The sequence below is a fragment of the Mesorhizobium sp. WSM4815 genome (genome assembly GCF_055811575.1).
On record NZ_JBVVQS010000075.1, the window covers coordinates 72,088 to 86,392 of the forward strand.

Genomic DNA, 14,305 nt, shown 5'->3' on the forward strand with positions numbered 1-14,305 from the left:
CATGGATGGATCATGAAGGCGTGAAAGGGCCGGCCACGAGGTCCGCGGCAAGGCGGCGCCGCGGTGGCACCCCGAAGACATTCTGGCGCAAGATACGCGAACCGCTGGCGCAATCGCGATTCGTCAAGAACGCGATCGCCAGCCTGTTTGCGCAGTTCGTTCGCCTCGTCCGCCTGACCAACCGTGCTGTCGACGGATCGGCGCAGATGTCGGGCGGCGCCTACTCGCAGTTCGAACCCGCCATCGTCGCGTTGTGGCACGGCCAGCATCTTCTGACTCCGGCCTACTATCCCAAGGGACGGCCAGTAGTCGCCATGGTATCGCGTAGCGCCGACGCTGAGCTCAATGCTCTGATGATCGAGAAATTCGGGATCGAGGCGGTGCGCGGCTCGGGCGGACGCGAAGGCGCGAAGCGTCGCGACAAGGGCGGCGCCAAAGCGCTGATCGCCCTGAAAAAGTCACTCGCCGCCGGCAAGAACGTCGCCATGATCGCTGACATTCCACATGGCACGCCGCGCGACGCTGGGCTTGGCATCGTTCTCCTGGCGCGGCTTTCGGGCCGGCCGATCCTGCCCGCCGCCATCGCCACCAGCCGCCGCAAGGTGCTGGAGCGCAGTTGGGACAAGACCACGATCAATCTGCCGTTCGGCCGCTACTCGATCGTGCTCGGAGCGCCGGTGTTCGTTCCTGCCACTGCGGACGAGGCTGAAATGGAACGCAAGCGCCAGGAGGTCACGGCCGCGCTTAACGCCGCGACCGCCGAGGCCTACCGCCTCGTGGATGGCTCGAAATGAGCGAGCGCTGGGCGCGCACTTTCCTGACGGCGTATCGTTTCGCAGGCGCTGCCGCCTATCCCCTGGTCGGGCCCTATGTCGCCTGGCGCACCTCCAGGGGCAAGGAGGACCGCATTCGCCGGCGCGAGCGCTATGGCATCGCCGGGCGCGAACGCCCCGAGGGGCCGGTGATCTGGATCCATGCGGCGAGCGTCGGCGAGACGATCGCCGTCGTGCCGCTGGTTGAGAGCATCCTCGACTACGGCGTCAACATCGTGCTGACGACGGGGACCGTCACCTCCGCTCAGGTTGCCGAGGAACGGCTCGGCGACCGCATCATCCACCAATACGTGCCGCTCGACCTCAAGCCGGCGGTCAGCCGCTTCCTCGACCATTGGCGACCGGATCTGGCGATCATCGCCGAATCGGAGATCTGGCCGATGACCATCCTCGAGCTCGGCGCACGGCGTGTGCCGCAGGTGCTGGTCAATGGCAGGCTGTCGGACCGTTCGTACAAATCCTGGAAGAAGCGCGCCAACATCGCCGAAGCGCTGTTCGAGAATCTCGCCCATGTTGTCGCCCAGTCGGATGTCGACGGCGAGCGCTTCCTTTCGCTCGGCGCCCGGCCGGTCACCGTATCCGGCAATCTCAAGGTCGACACCACGCCGCCGCCGGCCGATGAAAGGGCGCTGTACACGCTGAAGCGCCAGATCGGCGCCCGCCCGACCTGGGCGGCGATCTCGACCCATGACGGCGAGGAGGCGGTCGCCGCCGAGGTTCACGCGATGCTGCACAAGCGGCACCACGGTCTTTTGACCATCGTCGTGCCGCGCCATCCCGATCGCGCCGAAGCGCTTGCCGCGCAGATTTCCGGCATGGGCCTGAAACTCGCTCGGCGCAGCAAGGGCGACCGGATCATCGCCGATACGGACATTCTGCTCGGCGACACGATGGGCGAGATGGGGCTTTATCTCCGGCTGACAGAGATCGCCTTCGTTGGCCGGTCGCTCACCTCGGAGGGCGGCCAGAACCCGCTGGAGCCGGCCATGCTAGACACGGCGGTGCTGGCCGGCCGCAACGTCCAGAATTTTCGCGAGACCTATCAGCGCCTGCTCGACAGCGGCGGCGCCAAGCTGGTGCGCGACCGCGACATGCTGGCCGGCGCCGTCAATTTCCTGTTGACCAACGAGGTGGCTCGCCACGAGATGATGGCGGCGGGTGCGGCGACTGTCGAAGAGATGCGCGGCGCGCTGGCGCTCACCTTGAAGTCGCTCGAACCCTACATTCAGCCTTTGGTCGTCAAATCGCGCCTCAAGGGCGCCAACGGCCGTTAAGATGGCCAGCGAAGCGCCCCCCTTTTGGTGGGAAGAACCGGACTGGCGGGCGCTGGCGCTGGCGCCGCTGTCGGCGGTCTATGCGCTGGTTGCCGGTCGCCGCATGCGCTCAGCGGCGCGCGAGAAGATCGAGGCGCCGGTGCTTTGCGTCGGCAACTTCACCGTCGGCGGCACCGGCAAGACGCCGGTGGCGATCGCGCTGGCCCGGCAAGCCAGGCGCATGCAGCTCAATCCAGGTTTCCTGTCGCGCGGCCATGGCGGTTCCTTTGCGCGGCCGCATGTCGTCGATCCGCACCATGACGCCGCCAAGCATGTCGGCGATGAGCCGCTGCTTTTGGCTGCGCATGCGCCGGTCGCAGTGACGCCGAACCGTGCCGCCGGCGCACGCCTCCTGCTGGAAAAGCATGGCTGTGATTTCCTGATCATGGATGACGGTTTCCAGAGCGCGCGCATCCACATCGACTATGCGCTGGTCGTCGTCGACGCACGCTACGGCGTCGGCAACGGCCGCGTCATTCCTGGCGGTCCGCTCAGGGCTGGTATCGTCGACCAACTGGTTTTCACCAGCGCGCTGCTGAAGATGGGCGAGGGCCTTGCTGCCGATGCCGTCGTTCGCCAGGCGGCGCGCGCCGGCCGGCCGATCTTCGAGGCGCATACGCGGCCAACCAGCAAGGCGGGGCTGGCCGGCAAGCGATATCTGGCCTTTGCCGGCATCGGCCATCCCGACAAATTCTTCGACACGGTCCGTCAGGCCGGCGGCGAGGTTGCGCTGGCCCGGTCGTTTCCTGACCATCATTTCTATGGCAAGGACGAACTGGCCGAACTGGCAACGACGGCGCGAGGTGCCGGACTTGGCCTCATCACCACCGCCAAGGACGCCGCCCGGCTGCGCCACGATGCCGCGTCGGCCGATTTCCTCGGACAGCTCGATGTGCTGGAGATCGACACCGTGTTCGATCCCGACCACGTGCCCGAACGCATCATCGACGAGACGCTGGATGCCTGGCGGCAGCGCAAGCTGCAGGGGTGATCTTGGAGCATTGCGTCGTTGGGAGAGCTGTTTGACGCTGGCGGGACAGCGCCCCCCTCTGTCCTGCCGGACATCTCCCCCACAAGGAGGGAGATCGGCCGTCACCCCGGCTTTCGCCAATCACCAACGTCGCAGGATGAGCAGGGCGCTAAAGCTGCCGATCTCCCCCAAGTGGGGGAGATGCCCGGCAGGGCAGAGGGGGGCGCGAAGGATCGCTACTGAACGGCTTTGATGGCGCCGCCCTAACGTCGGCTGCGCAGTTCGGGATGTGCCTCGATCTCGCGGCGCAGCGAGGCCGCGGCACTCACATAGGGCTCCTGCCTGGCGACGCTCCAGTATTTGAGCTCATCGAGCGGGATGCTTTCGCCGGTGACCGCACAGCGCACGAAGGCGCCGGGGCTGGTCACCTGGAAGTCGCCGTCCAGGTAGCGGATACGGGCTTCCTTGCCGCCGGGGCCTTCAAAGCGATTCATCATGACATGGAGCCAAGGTTCATGACGATGTCATCGCCACAAAATGCCGGCAAGGTCAAGCTCCGAGCGAGGCAAGATTGGCTTCAGTCGGCTTCGTTTCGGACGGCAACCAGCCGAGCAGGCCGGCAAAGTGGATGCCCCGCATCCTACTGCTCGGCTGCGATGAAATCCTCGATCTTTTCCGATGCCAGTCCGGCCTGGGCCGCGATGCGCCGGGCAAGCTCGGCTGCGGCGGCGCGCGGGCGCCCGATAGGCCGGTCGAGCCAGTAGGATATCGGGCTGAGGACGACGCGCTCGTCGGCGGCGATGATACGGCCAGACTTCAGTTGATCCTCGGTCATCGGCGGCCGCGCCAGCGCGATGCCGAGACCATGGGCTGCGGCGCCGAGCACCAGATTGTAGTCCTCGAAACGGCGGTCCTGCGGACGCGGGCGATAGTCGATGTCCTGTGCGGCAAACCAGGCACGCCAGGCCGAGGCGTCGGAATCGTTGATCAGTGGGAATTTGAGCAGCCGGGCAGGGTCGCCGCGGCCGATCTCGCGGGCGAGGTCCGGCGAGGCGACCGGAAACACATGTTCCTCGAACAGCTGCACCGAGACGCGGCCGGGGATGCGGCCGCGGCCGCAGCGGATCGACAGATCGATGCCCTCGTCGGCAAGGTCCGCCTGGCGGATATCGACGTCGAGCACGATGCGCAGCCTGGACGGATTGTTTTCCAGCGCCGCCATGCGCGGCATCAGCCACAGCCCGCTGACCGAGGGAATCGAGGTCAGCCGCACCACGGCGGTGCCGCGCGGCTCGATCCAGCGGTCCGAATTGCTCGATATCAGCGCGAAGGCCTCAGTGGTGCGCAGATGCAGGCGGTTGCCTTCGATCGTCAGCGAGACACCTCGCGCGCCGCGATCGAACACTTTCAGCCCGAGCCAGTCCTCCAGCTTGGCGATCTGCCGGCTGACGGCGCCATGGGTGAGGTTGAGTTTTTCGGCAGCGGCCGAAAAGCTACCCGTCCGTGCCGCGGCGTCGAAGGCGCGCAGGGTTTCGAGCGGCAGCATCGCGTCTGAGCTGTGATCCATAATCACAGCTGACCCTCGATTTGGTCGTTTGTCAACCGATCGGGAAAGGCGCTTTGTATGTTGAGAGCATGAAACGCGGGATTAATGAAATGAACGCTTGTACCGGCACGTTGAATACGACACAGCGGATCGACACCACGGCGGCCATTGCGGTGGCGTTGACAGTGGTCGGCTGGGCCTCCGCCTTTCCGGCGATCCGTGCCGGCCTCGTCGCTTTCGGGCCGCTGGAACTTGGCGCGCTGCGCTTCGCCATCGCGGCGGTGCCGGCGGCGATCTTCCTCGCCGTCAAGCGGCCGGCGCTGCCCCGGCTCGATGAATTATGGCGCTTTGCCTTCGGCGGCGCCGTCTTCGTTGCGCTGTACACGGTAATGCTCAATTTCGGCGAGCTGACCGTCTCGGCGGGTGCCGCCGGCTTCATCATCAATGTCAGCCCGATCTTCACCGCGATCATGGCGATGGCGCTGCTTGGCGAACGCTTCTCGGGCCTGGCCTGGGCCGGCACATTCCTGTCCTTCGCCGGCATCGGCATCATCGCCATGGGCGAGGGACAAGGGTTGCATTTCGACAATGGCGCGCTGCTGGTCCTCGGCTCGGCGCTGTGCTCGGCGGTCAACACCATCGTGCAAAAGCCGCTGTTTGCCCGCCATCATCCACTGACCATTTCGGCCTCGAACATGCTGCTCGGCGCGCTCTGTCTGCTGCCCTTCCTGCCGAACGGCCTGGCGCAGGCGGCAGTTGCCGATACCGCCGGTCTCGGCGCCGTCGTCTTTCTCGGCATCGTGCCAAGCCTCATCGCCTACGCCGCCTGGGCGACAGCACTTTCCCGGCTGCCGGCGGCGCGCGCCTCGAACTTCCTTTATCTGGTTTCCCCGGTGGCGACGCTGATCGGCTTCTTCTGGCTGGGCGAGGTGCCGACGCTGCTCGGCATTCTCGGTGGCGCGCTGGCGCTCGGCGGCGTCATCGTGGTGAATTTGAAGCGGTGAATCAGAGGGTTGGGGCTGTCTCTTGACTCGAAAAGAGCCGCTATACAGCGGCTCTTTTCGGACCCCCACCCCGCTGCTTTGCAGCGACCCTCCCCACAAGGGGGAGGGTAAGTTCCTTGCGAGGCGTCCACGGCTGGGCTCCCTACCTCCCCCTTGTGGGGAGGTCGGACCAAAGGTCCGGGTGGGGGCTGCGCCCTGCGAGCCCTTCACCGCCGCCCGAACAGTCTCTCGATATCAGCGAGCCTGAGCTCGATATAGGTTGGGCGGCCGTGGTTGCAGGTGCCGGACCCGGGCGTCGCCTCCATCTGGCGCAGCAGTGCGTTCATCTCTTCCGGCTTGAGCAGGCGGCCGGAACGCACCGAGCCGTGGCAGGCCATGGTCGCAGCTATTTTGTCCAGCCGCTCTTTCAGCGTGTCGACGGTGTCGTTGTCGGCGATCTCGTCGGCAAGGTCGCGCACCAGCTGCTGGACATTGGTTTCGCCGAGCATCGACGGCGTCTCGCGCACCGCTACCGCACCCGGGCCGAAGCGTTCGACGGCGAGGCCGAAGCGGGCCAGTGTTTCGGAATGCAAGGCGAGCCGCTCTGCATCCTCTTCCGGCAGATCGACGATCTCGGGCAAAAGCAGCATCTGCGACGGCACGGCGCGCGCATGCAACGCGTTCTTCAGTGCCTCGTAGACCAGCCGCTCATGCGCCGCATGCTGGTCGACAATAACGAGCGAATCCCGGGTCTGCGCGACGATATAGTTCTCGTGCACCTGCGCGCGTGCGGCACCCAGCGCCATGCCGAGCAGCGTCTCCGCCGCTTCGTCTTGTCCGGCGCGCGCGTCGGCGCTGTGAAGCGAACCGGCAGCGAACGCCGCCTGATCGTTTTCGCCGAAGCCGCCATTTGCAGATCCTGCATCCAGCGGCCGTTGCGGCGAGCGGGCCGGATCGAAACCGGCGAAGCCGGAGGCCCGGTAGGCCGCTTCGTAGCTGCGATGGCCGTTGGCCGGTCCTGGATGCGCATAGGATGCTGCGCCTGGCCGGAATGCCGCCATCATGCCGGCCGCTCCTGATGTGGCGGCACGGATGCCGGCATTGGCCAGCGCCTCGCGAATGGCGCCGACGATCAGCCCGCGCACCAGCCCCGGATCGCGGAAGCGGACGTCGGCCTTGGCCGGGTGGACATTGACGTCGACGATGGCCGGATCGAGCGTCAGGAACAGCACCGTCACCGCATGGCGGTCGCGCGGCAGCACGTCGGCGAAGGCGCCGCGGATGGCGCCGGCAATCAGCTTGTCGCGCACCGGCCGGCCGTTGACATAGGCATATTGCTGCAGCGCGTTGGCGCGGCTGAAGGATGGTATCGACACGTGGCCGGCAAGATGCACACCGTCGCGCATGGCGTCGATGGCGATCGCGTTGGCCGGAAAGTCGGCGCCCATCACTTGCGCGACGCGGCGCAGCCGGCCTTCCGGGCTGTCGTCGGTCGCCGGCAGTTCCAGCGTCGAGCGGTCGGAGCCGGCCAGCGTGAAGCGCACGGCCGGGAAAGCGATGGCGATACGCTTGATCACGTCGCTGGTCGCCGAGCTTTCGGCGCGCTCGCCCTTCATGAATTTGAGCCGCGCCGGCGTGGCGAAAAACAGGTCGCGCACCTCGACCGTGGTGCCGCGATTGGCGGCCGCCGGCTTGACGGCAGATACGCGGCCGCCTTCGATGCCGATCTCGGCGGCGCCGTCGCCGTTGGCGGTGCGCGAGCGGATCGACAGCCGCGCCACCGAGCCGATCGACGGCAGCGCTTCGCCGCGAAAGCCGAGCGAGCGGATGTCATGAATGTCATCGGCGAGCTTCGAGGTGCAATGGCGTGCGATCGCCAGCGGCAGTTCCTTTTCCGGGATGCCCGAGCCGTCGTCGGTGACGCGGATCAGGTTCAGCCCACCGCCGGCGGTGACGATCTCTATTCTGGCAGCGCCGGCATCGAGTGCGTTCTCGACCAGTTCCTTGACCACGCTTGCCGGACGCTCGATGACTTCGCCGGCGGCGATCTGGTTGATCATCGTTTCGGAAAGCTGGTGAATGGGCATGGGGGTACTATACGCGGATTCGTCGCCCAAGCGGGAGGGGCGAATTCAGGAATCCGCGCCGCTCACCGTGCTCCTGCATTTCACGTCATCAGCCTGGGCAGTGCCGCTGCCAGCGCGTCGACGGCAAGGCGGACCTTCAGCGGCAAGTGAGGCGTCTGCAGCCAGAGCGCATAGGCGTCGTAAAGAAATCCCGGCTGTTCCGGCAACAGCACGACAAGTGCGCCGGCCTGAATGCGCTCACGCACCAGCCAGTATGGCAGCCAGGCGAGCCCCATGCCGGCTGCCGCAGCATCGGCGATCGCAGCGAGGTCGTCGAGCCGCAGCCGGCTGACCGGCATGACCTCCAGCGCACGCTGGCCATCACGCGGAAACAGCCACGGTTGAACGACACGGCCCGAACGGCGGTAGATGATGGTCTGGTGGCTGCCGAGATCCTCTACCCGCCGTGGCTGCCCGTGCATCTCGAGATAGGATGGCGACGCGCAGACGACCATGCGCTGGCGCGCGACCCGACGCGCCATCACGCCGGCCTGATCCTCCAGATTGCCGGTCCGGATGGCAAGATCGCAGCCATCCTCTGCAAGATCGGCGATGGGATCGCTGAAAGACAGGTCGAGTTCCAGAGCGGGATATCGCTGCGCGAGTTCCAGCAGCATCGGGGCAATGCAGCGCCGGCCGAAGTGTACGGGCATGATGACGCGCAGCTTTCCGCGTGGTTCGGAAAGTTGATCGGCCGCCAGAGCATCCGCAGCTTCGGCTTCAGCGAGCACCAATCGGCAGCGCTCATAGTAGGCGCGCCCGAAGTCGGTCAGGCTCTGGCGGCGTGTGGTCCGGTTGATGAGGCGCACGCCCAGACGCTCCTCGAGAAACCGGACATGCTTGCCGACCATCGGTCCGGACAGATCGAGAGCGGCAGCAGTCGCCGCGAACGAGCCAAGATCGACGGTTTTGACGAACACGGCCATGCTCGTAAGGCGATCCATATTCAAAACTCCCAGTTTCTACTGTCTTGCCCAAGCAAGCATTTATCTGCCGGATGGCCGATGGCATAGCGTATTCGGTTCAAATATTTTGGAGTTATGGCCGCATGGCACGTGTTGTTCGCTTTCATGAGCATGGTGGTCCCGAGGTTCTGCGCATCGAGAATCTCGATATTCCCGCGCTCGGTCGGGGCGAGATTCAGATCCGGGTCAAGGCATTGGGTCTCAACCGGGCCGAGGCGCTGCTGCGTTCGGGCACTTATATCCAGACGCCGCCGTTGCCTTCCGGTCTTGGCCTTGAGGCAGCGGGTGTCGTCGAAGCGGTCGGCGAAGCCGTGCACGGTTTTGCGCCAGGTGACGCCGTCAGCGTCGTGCCGCCATTATCGATGGCCCGCTGGCCCGCCTATGGTGAGATCGCCACATATCCCGCCCATCTCGTGGCCAAGCACCCGCCATCGCTTACCTGGGAAGAGGCGGCAGCCGTCTGGATGCAATATCTCACCGCCTATGGCGCACTGATCGACATTGCCAAGCTCAGCAGAGACGACTTCGTCGTCATTACCGCGGCATCGAGCAGTGTCGGACTTGCCGCGATCCAGATTGCCAACATCGTTGGTGCGACCGCGATCGCGGTGACGCGGACATCTGCCAAGAGAGAGGCCCTGCTCAAGTTCGGGGCGGCCCATGTCGTCGCTTCAGCGGACGAAGATCTGGAAGCCCGGCTGAAGGAAATCGCCAGTCCGGACAACATCCGAGTGGTTTTCGACGCAGTCGGCGGCCCGATTTTCGAACCTCTGACGGCGGCGATGGCACGGGGTGGCATTCTCATCGAATATGGCGGCTTGAGCCCCGAGCCGACGCCGTTCCCGCTGTTCGATGTGCTGGCCAAGACGCTGACGCTGCGCGGCTATCTCGTCCACGAGATCACTGGCGATCCGGTGAAGTTGGAAGCTGCCAAGGCGTTCATCCTCGACGGATTGATGTCGGGTTCGCTAAAGCCGGTAATCGCCAAAACCTTTTCATTCGAGCAGATCGTCGAAGCGCATCGCTTTCTCGAGTCGAACGAGCAATTCGGCAAGATCGTCGTGACGGTTGATTGAGCATTAATGGGAGCCTCACGCCTGCGCCGCCAGCCAGTCCCGCACCTTGCGGGCATTGTCACTGAGCTCGCGGGTTCTCGACCAGATGACATGAAAGCCCTTGCCGGTCGTCATCGTGTGGCCGGTCGCACGCACCAGCAGACCCGACGCCAGCAGGCGCTCGGCGAGGTGACCCCAGCCGAGCGCAATGCCTTGCCCTTCCATGACCGCCTGGATCACCAGGGCATAATCGTTGATGCGCAAGCCGCGCCCGGCATCGGTGATGTTGACCCCGGCCGATTGGAACCACTCGTCCCAGCTCGCGGCTTCGCGAAACGGCTCTTCAAGATGGATGAGCCGGTGCGATGGCAGATCCTCGACGCTCTCCGGCAGTCCGAACCGCGCCACATAGCTCGCGCCGGCAACCGGGAATATTTCCTCATCGGCGAGCGGCAGCGAATGATAGTCCGGCCATTCCCGGGGTTCGCCGCCACGAACGCCGAGGGGAATGTCTTCGGCGATGATGTCGAGATCGCGGTCGGCGGTCTGGATGCGCAGGTCGATGCCCGGCAGTTCGTCGCGGAACTGCTGCAGGCGCGGCATCATCCAGAACGAGGCGAAGGCGGTCGAGGCAGCGAGCGTCACATGGCCGCCGGTCGCCTGTAGGCGCAGATCCTCCGCCGACTTGCGGATGTGCGACAGGCCGAGCGAGACGTCGGCGTGGAAACGCTCGCCGGCTTCGGTAAGGCTGACCTGACGATGGCGGCGCTGGAAGAGTTTCGCGCCGAGCTGCTCTTCAAGCCCGCGGATCGCATAGGACACGGCAGCCTGCGTCATGCCGAGCTCCCGCCCGGCGGCGGTAAAGCTCGACAGCCGGCCGGCGGCCTCGAAAACGATCAGGCTGCCGGCCGAGGGCAGCAGATGGCGCAAGCTTCGCATAAGCTGAGCTTATACAAGTGATCAGGATTTTCCAGCGTCACAGCCATATTTCCTCTCGCTAGGCTGGTCGTCATTGGGAGGATAGAGTTGCCATGAACGCACCGGCCGCCGAAGTCACCGAACACGCCAACCGCCGAGGGGGCGGCCGCCTGGGCCGCAAGGCGCTGCGGGGAACTCCGATGGCGTCGTTTCCGACGCTGGTTCGCAACATACCCGCCTATCAAATGGTCCCGGACGAGGCGGTGGAATTGATCCATGAGGCGTCGCTCTCGATCCTCGAAGAGGTGGGCTGCGAATTCCGCGACGACGAGGCGATCACCCTCTGGAAGGACGCCGGAGCCGATGTCTCCGAGACGCGCGTCCGCATTGACCGCGCGCTCTTGATGGAACTGGTCTCGAAAGTCCCGCCGGAGTTCACGCTCAACGCGAGGAATCCTGAGCGATCGGTGCGTGTCGGAGGCAACAACTCGATGTTCGTGCCGATGTATGGGGCGCCTTACGTGCGCGACCTCGACAACAACAGGCGCTACGGCACACTCGCCGACCTCAACAATTTCCACAAGCTCGCCTATATGGCGCCGGCGCTGCATTCGTCGAGCTCGGTCATTTGCGAGCCGATGGAAATTGCGGTGCCAAAACGTCACCTCCACATCATCCATTCAGCGCTGAAGCACTCCGACAAGCCGTTCATGGGCATCGTGACATCCAGGGAACGCGCCGAAGACACGATGGCGATGGCGGGCATCGTGTTCGGCGAGGATTTTGTCCGCGACAACCCGGTGTTGGTCGCGATCACCAATTGCAACTCGCCTCTGGTATGGGACGCCACCATGCTGGACGCGATGAAGGTCTATGCACGTCACAACCAGCCGTTGATCCTGGCGCCGTTCGCGCTGTGCGGCGCCTCGACTTCGGCCTCGGCGGTGGGAGCGGTCGCGCAGGTCAATGCCGAAGCGCTGGCGGGCGTCGCCTTCACGCAACTGCTGCGTCCGGGTTCACCGCAGATCTACGGACAGTTCATGGTCACGGTCGACATGAAGACCGGCGCGCCGATGGGTGGCACGCCCGAGGCCGCCCAGATGATGTATTTGATGGGAGCACTGGCGCGAAAATACCGGCTGCCATGGCGCACGTCGGGCTTCCATGTCGGGTCGAAACTGAATGACGCCCAGGCGGGCTACGAGGCGAACATGCTGATGCATGCCGCCATCCTTGCCGGCGCCAACTACATCTGGCACGCCGCCGGATGGCTCGAGGCCGGCCTGACCTGCGGCTATTCAAAATTCGCGACGGACTGCGAACAGCTTGTCGGCTGGTACAAATATGCCGGCGGCCTGCCGTTCGACGATTTCAAGGAAGCGATGGCGGCGATCCGCGAGGTCGGGCCGCAGGGCCATTTCCTCGGCACCCAGCACACGCTCGAGCATTTCCAGTCCGCCTTCTTCATGCCCAGCATCATGGACTTCAATTCCTACGAACAGTGGAAGGCTGAAGGGGCAAAGGACCACGACACGCGCGGCCGCGAGAAAGCGCGCAACATGCTCGCCGATTATGAGGAGCCGAAGCTCGATGACGGCATCGCCGATGGTCTCAAAGATTTGATCGCGCTGCGCGAGGAGAAGCTGCCGGACAGCGTTAGTTAATCCAACGGGCGAAGACCCAAAGGCAACCATAAGGGAGGAAATAATGGCACTCTTCAGAAACAACGGTGATCGTGTTCCCAGCGTTATCAAGGCGATGGCTGAAGAAGCCCGCTCAGGCCGGATGGACCGGCGCGAGTTTCTGGCGCTGGCAAGCGCGTTCGGGGCATCGACTGCCCTTGCCTACGCTATGATCGGTCTCGCGGTGCCGGGACGGGCTTTGGCCGAAGAGCCCAAGAAAGGCGGAACGCTGCGCGTATCGATGTCGGTGAAGGCGCAGAAGGATCCGCGTACTTACGACTGGGTGGAGCTTGCCAACATTTCGCGCTGCTGGCTCGAGCCGCTTGTCCGCTACACCCGCGAATTCACTTTCGAGCCGGTCCTGCTCGAGAGCTGGGACGTCAACGACGACGCCACCGAATACGTGCTGCATCTGCGCAAGGGCGTCACCTGGAACAATGGCGACGCCTTCAACGCCGACGACGTGGTCTACAATCTGACGCGCTGGTGCGAGAAGGATGCCTCTGGCAATTCGATGGCCGCGCGCGTCGGTGCGCTGATCGACGTCAAAACCGGCAAGGCCAGGGACGGGGCGATCACCAAGGTCGACGACAACACGGTCAAGCTGACGCTGAACGAACCTGATATCTCACTGATCCCGAACTTCACCGACTATCCAGCGCTCGTCGTCCACCGCAAATTCGATGCCGATGGCGCCGATCCGCTCGCCAAGCCGATCGGCACAGGGCCTTTCGAGCTTGTGTCTTATTCGGTCGGCCAGAACGCGGTCGTCAAGCGTCGCGAGAATGGCAAATGGTGGGGCGGTGAAGCGCCGCTCGACAGCGTCGAATTCATCGACTACGGCACCGACTTCAACGCCTCGGTGAATGCATTCGAATCCGAGGAAATCGACGTCAATTTCGAGACGCCCGCCGACTTCATCGACATCCTCGACCAGATGGATCTGGTGAAATCGGAGGTCGCGACAGCAACCACGCTCGTTGCCCGCACCAACATCACGCACAAGCCTTATGATGACCAGCGGGTACGCAACGCCCTGCAAATGGCCGTCGACAACAATGCGGTGCTCGAACTTGGCTACGCCGGGCGCGGTACCCCAGGTGAAAACCACCACGTCAGCCCGATCCATCCGGAATATTTTCCGCTGCCCAAGAAGACACGCGATGCGGCCGGCGCCAAGAAGCTGATGGCCGAGGCCGGACAGGCCGATTTCGAGCATGAACTGATCACCGTCGAGGACGATTGGCAAAAGAACACCGGCGACGCGATTGCCGGCCAGCTGCGCGATGCCGGGATCAAGGTGAAGCGCACGGTGCTGCCGGGTTCGACCTTCTGGAACGACTGGACGAAATACCCCTATTCCATGACCATCTGGTACATGCGCCCGCTCGGCGTTCAGGTGTTGGCGCTCGGCTATCGCACTGGCGAGGCCTGGAATGAAACGGCGTATTCGAATCCTGATTTCGACGCCAAGCTCAAGCAGGCCCTCTCACTCATCGACGTGGAGAAGCGCCGCGAGGTCATGAAGGACGTCGAGCAGATCCTGCAGGATTCCGGCGTCATCATTCAGCCGTTCTGGCAGAAGCTGTACAGCCACATGAACAAGAAGGTGAAGAACTACGCGGTCCACCAGACTTTCGAGATGGATCTTCAGAACGTCTGGCTGGCCGCCTGAGTTAGCTCCCAAGGCTGGCAATGACCCGCCGGCACCCGTTGCAGAAAACAGGTGCCGGCGGACCGCAAGCCATTGAAATCAGTGAGTGCGTCAAACATGGCCGACGACGAGATCATCCTTTCCGAGCTTTCCGACGACGAACTCGTGCAGCAGATGCACGATGACCTTTATGACGGGCTGAAGGAAGAGATCGAGGAAGGCACCAACATCCTGCTCGAGCGCGGCTGGGCGCCTTACAA

12 protein-coding genes and 1 pseudogene are annotated in these 14,305 nt (G+C 64.3%); 8 read left to right on the forward strand and 5 right to left on the reverse strand.

Annotated features, from left to right (window positions below):
- Positions 1-5 precede the first annotated feature (5 nt).
- From AC0L2B_RS04025 to lpxK, 3 genes are read left to right on the forward strand one after another with little or no spacing between them, the layout of a single operon-like run.
- Positions 6-794 carry a lysophospholipid acyltransferase family protein gene (locus AC0L2B_RS04025; RefSeq protein WP_473512991.1) on the forward strand — a complete coding sequence of 263 codons (789 nt, stop codon included), beginning with the start codon at positions 6-8 and terminating at the stop codon, positions 792-794.
- The gene (gene waaA, locus AC0L2B_RS04030; RefSeq protein ID WP_287068306.1) at positions 791-2,107 is read left to right on the forward strand and encodes a lipid IV(A) 3-deoxy-D-manno-octulosonic acid transferase; all 1,317 of its coding nucleotides are present in this window, start codon (positions 791-793) and stop codon (positions 2,105-2,107) included. Before AC0L2B_RS04025 ends, waaA begins: the two co-directional genes overlap by 4 nt.
- 1 nt (position 2,108) lies before the next feature.
- Positions 2,109-3,137: a tetraacyldisaccharide 4'-kinase gene (gene lpxK / locus AC0L2B_RS04035; protein ID WP_128176849.1), complete on the forward strand. Its 1,029-nt coding sequence runs from the start codon at positions 2,109-2,111 to the stop codon at positions 3,135-3,137.
- Between the two features lie 242 nt (positions 3,138-3,379).
- Here the strand turns inward: lpxK and AC0L2B_RS04040 are convergent, their stop codons facing one another.
- Complete coding sequence (locus AC0L2B_RS04040) at positions 3,380-3,613, reverse strand: DUF2093 domain-containing protein (RefSeq protein WP_027153867.1); 234 nt, start codon at positions 3,611-3,613, stop codon at positions 3,380-3,382.
- 143 nt (positions 3,614-3,756) lie between these two features.
- Complete coding sequence (locus AC0L2B_RS04045) at positions 3,757-4,683, reverse strand: LysR substrate-binding domain-containing protein (RefSeq protein ID WP_473744308.1); 927 nt, start codon at positions 4,681-4,683, stop codon at positions 3,757-3,759.
- A gap of 89 nt (positions 4,684-4,772) precedes the next feature.
- Between AC0L2B_RS04045 and AC0L2B_RS04050 the strand changes: the two genes are divergently transcribed.
- Complete coding sequence (locus AC0L2B_RS04050) at positions 4,773-5,666, forward strand: DMT family transporter (RefSeq protein ID WP_473744310.1); 894 nt, start codon at positions 4,773-4,775, stop codon at positions 5,664-5,666.
- Positions 5,667-5,872: 206 nt separating this feature from the next.
- Here the strand turns inward: AC0L2B_RS04050 and mutL are convergent, their stop codons facing one another.
- Both mutL and AC0L2B_RS04060 read right to left on the reverse strand, forming a co-directional pair.
- Positions 5,873-7,732, reverse strand: coding sequence for a DNA mismatch repair endonuclease MutL (mutL, locus tag AC0L2B_RS04055; protein WP_473744311.1), 1,860 nt, complete (start codon positions 7,730-7,732; stop codon positions 5,873-5,875).
- An 80-nt stretch (positions 7,733-7,812) separates the two neighbouring features.
- Positions 7,813-8,715 carry a LysR family transcriptional regulator gene (locus AC0L2B_RS04060; RefSeq protein ID WP_473744312.1) on the reverse strand — a complete coding sequence of 301 codons (903 nt, stop codon included), beginning with the start codon at positions 8,713-8,715 and terminating at the stop codon, positions 7,813-7,815.
- Positions 8,716-8,819: 104 nt separating this feature from the next.
- On the opposite strand from AC0L2B_RS04060, the gene AC0L2B_RS04065 reads away from it, so the two are divergent.
- Positions 8,820-9,812, forward strand: a complete 993-nt coding sequence (locus tag AC0L2B_RS04065) for a zinc-dependent alcohol dehydrogenase family protein (protein ID WP_128176860.1) — start codon at positions 8,820-8,822, stop codon at positions 9,810-9,812.
- Positions 9,813-9,827: 15 nt separating this feature from the next.
- Here AC0L2B_RS04065 and AC0L2B_RS04070 read toward each other — a convergent pair whose 3' ends face one another.
- Positions 9,828-10,730, reverse strand: coding sequence for a LysR substrate-binding domain-containing protein (locus tag AC0L2B_RS04070; protein ID WP_473744314.1), 903 nt, complete (start codon positions 10,728-10,730; stop codon positions 9,828-9,830).
- A 92-nt stretch (positions 10,731-10,822) separates the two neighbouring features.
- Here AC0L2B_RS04070 and AC0L2B_RS04075 point away from each other — a divergent pair, with 92 nt between their 5' ends.
- The 3 genes and pseudogenes from AC0L2B_RS04075 to AC0L2B_RS04085 all read left to right on the forward strand — a co-directional run.
- Entirely contained in the window at positions 10,823-12,373 is a 1,551-nt protein-coding gene (locus AC0L2B_RS04075; protein ID WP_473744315.1) for a trimethylamine methyltransferase family protein, read from the forward strand.
- 43 nt (positions 12,374-12,416) lie between these two features.
- Positions 12,417-14,066 (forward strand): ABC transporter substrate-binding protein, encoded by a 1,650-nt coding sequence (locus AC0L2B_RS04080; RefSeq protein WP_473744317.1) that lies wholly within the window; start codon positions 12,417-12,419, stop codon positions 14,064-14,066.
- A 96-nt stretch (positions 14,067-14,162) separates the two neighbouring features.
- Positions 14,163-14,305: pseudogene (locus tag AC0L2B_RS04085) on the forward strand (cobalamin-binding protein); the annotation flags it as partial.